Origin of the sequence: Enterococcus sp. NBRC 3427, assembly GCF_007996925.1 — a bacterium.
Classification (GTDB): Bacteria; Bacillota; Bacilli; order Lactobacillales; family Enterococcaceae; genus Enterococcus_B; species Enterococcus_B lactis.
Genome location: NZ_BJLL01000114.1, coordinates 1 through 1,640, shown reverse-complemented (window position 1 = coordinate 1,640; position 1,640 = coordinate 1). Strand labels below are relative to the sequence as shown.

The 1,640-nt window shown below is 34.8% G+C and carries 4 protein-coding genes; all 4 read right to left on the bottom strand.

Annotated elements, in window-relative coordinates:
* Window positions 1-80: 80 nt before the first annotated feature.
* A complete protein-coding gene (locus ESP02_RS13100) occupies window positions 81-446 on the bottom strand; it encodes a TIGR02328 family protein (RefSeq protein WP_002374659.1) in 366 nt (121 codons plus the stop codon).
* Between the two features lie 77 nt (window positions 447-523).
* A complete protein-coding gene (locus ESP02_RS13095; protein ID WP_002374660.1) occupies window positions 524-769 on the bottom strand; it encodes a helix-turn-helix domain-containing protein in 246 nt (81 codons plus the stop codon).
* A gap of 71 nt (window positions 770-840) precedes the next feature.
* The gene (locus tag ESP02_RS13090; protein ID WP_002374661.1) at window positions 841-1,095 is read right to left on the bottom strand and encodes a hypothetical protein; all 255 of its coding nucleotides are present in this window, start codon (window positions 1,093-1,095) and stop codon (window positions 841-843) included.
* A 156-nt stretch (window positions 1,096-1,251) separates the two neighbouring features.
* Window positions 1,252-1,575 carry a hypothetical protein gene (locus ESP02_RS13085; RefSeq protein ID WP_002374663.1) on the bottom strand — a complete coding sequence of 108 codons (324 nt, stop codon included), beginning with the start codon at window positions 1,573-1,575 and terminating at the stop codon, window positions 1,252-1,254.
* Between the last annotated feature and the right edge of the window lie 65 nt (window positions 1,576-1,640).

The window sequence follows — 1,640 nt, the reverse complement described above, 5'->3', positions numbered from 1 at the left end:
TTCACAAAATTTGAATAGCAATTTTCGTGAATTCCCTCTTATTTCTTGGAGTTAAACGCTTCTGTCCCAGCCTCTTTTTTTTAGGTAAGATAAATTCCTTTTTGCTCCAAATTTGCTAAACACTCTGCTAGATACACTTCATCATGTTCCGGATAAATCGGCACGCTACGTTCTACAGCAGGTAAATCAAAAAATGCTTCGCATGATTTGCCACGGTACATAGGATCTGTCCATTCTGGTGCTGGGCTGTAGCCACGTTTTTCCATTTCGTCCATGACAAGTTGATGATACTGAAATAATTTATAAGGAGAATAGCGGAAGACATAATCTACAGTGGCGTGTTTTTTTCCCCAACCATTTCCTCTCAACGCACAGCATTCCCGATGTTGTCCTAAAAGCTGCTGACGAGGAAGCTTTGAAATCAATTTTTCATGCCATAAACGCATAGATACATCTCCTTTTTGTACATAGTTTTTTCACTGTAAACATTAAATGAAAAAACCAGCACAATGGCTGGAAAAAATCATTTAAGTTTGCTTGCTGTTTCTGAGCGACCAATCAGGTAGTCAACGGAAATATCATAAAAGTCGGCGATATAGATTAATTCAATGATACTTGGAATTTCATCCCCTTGTTCGTATTTGCGATATTTGAATAAAGGGATACTTAACGCGTTAGAAACAGCTACTTGGGATAAAGATCGGCCAGTTCTTAAAAAATTCAGACGACAACGTAAAGTATCCAGTAAAATAGCTTCTTCGATACTCATTTAATCACCTTTCATCATAATAGAATAGTTTTGTAATGACCATAGAAAGCTACACAAGCAATCAATAACACTCAATGTTTTTTATTTAAACGTATCAAATAAAGAATGACGATCATTAGAGACAAAACCAACCCTGATAATTCTTCTACAAAAACACTATCAGGTTCAAAGTAGTTGTAATTAAAAACCTTCCACATAAAATAAATAACCGGAAGAGTCAAAACAGCCAAATAAAACCGTTCTTTATTCCAATGCATAAGATAAAAAATAATTGCAATCAGAACGACCGAAGGCAACCAAAACAAAACTCTAACCAACGTAATCATGTAACGGACTCCTCAACGATTCATATAATAAAAGATAACATGTTATTGCATACATCACAAATGAAATGCTAGGAAAACTAAAGAAGAAGAGACCGATGAAAAAGCGGAACAGCACTCTGCTAATACGCGAGAACTGTTCCGCTAAATACAAGTTATCTATCTAGAAAAAATCAATGGATTGATATTTAAGTAATTCAATACATATAAAAAGAGGACGATCGCATTCACTAAAAAGGAAAGAATGATGATCCCATAACGAATAGAAACATATTTAACAAATATTTCTGTCTGGACACGTGCATATTTTTTTCCTTTGTAGCTGATCATCATGATGAGAAGCAGAAGGGTGATCACACCTTGAAAAATCATTCCAACAAACAGGACTTCTGAACTTTGATGATTGTATTGGAGAAAGTAAGCTGCTGCCGCAACCAAATCGAATAAAATCGCAATAAATGGCAAAATAATCACTCCTAGCATTAAGAATACTTAAAAGAATAACATTTCTTCTAAAATAAGCAAGTAAAAAACAGTCAAGTTTCAGA

Coding starts and splice junctions, on each gene's coding strand:
- ESP02_RS13095 (WP_002374660.1), bottom strand. CDS start 769: ATGAGTATCGAAGAAGCTATTTTACTGGATACTTTACGTTGTCGTCTG.
- ESP02_RS13085 (WP_002374663.1), bottom strand. CDS start 1,575: ATGCTAGGAGTGATTATTTTGCCATTTATTGCGATTTTATTCGATTTG.
- ESP02_RS13090 (WP_002374661.1), bottom strand. CDS start 1,095: ATGATTACGTTGGTTAGAGTTTTGTTTTGGTTGCCTTCGGTCGTTCTG.
- ESP02_RS13100 (WP_002374659.1), bottom strand. CDS start 446: ATGCGTTTATGGCATGAAAAATTGATTTCAAAGCTTCCTCGTCAGCAG.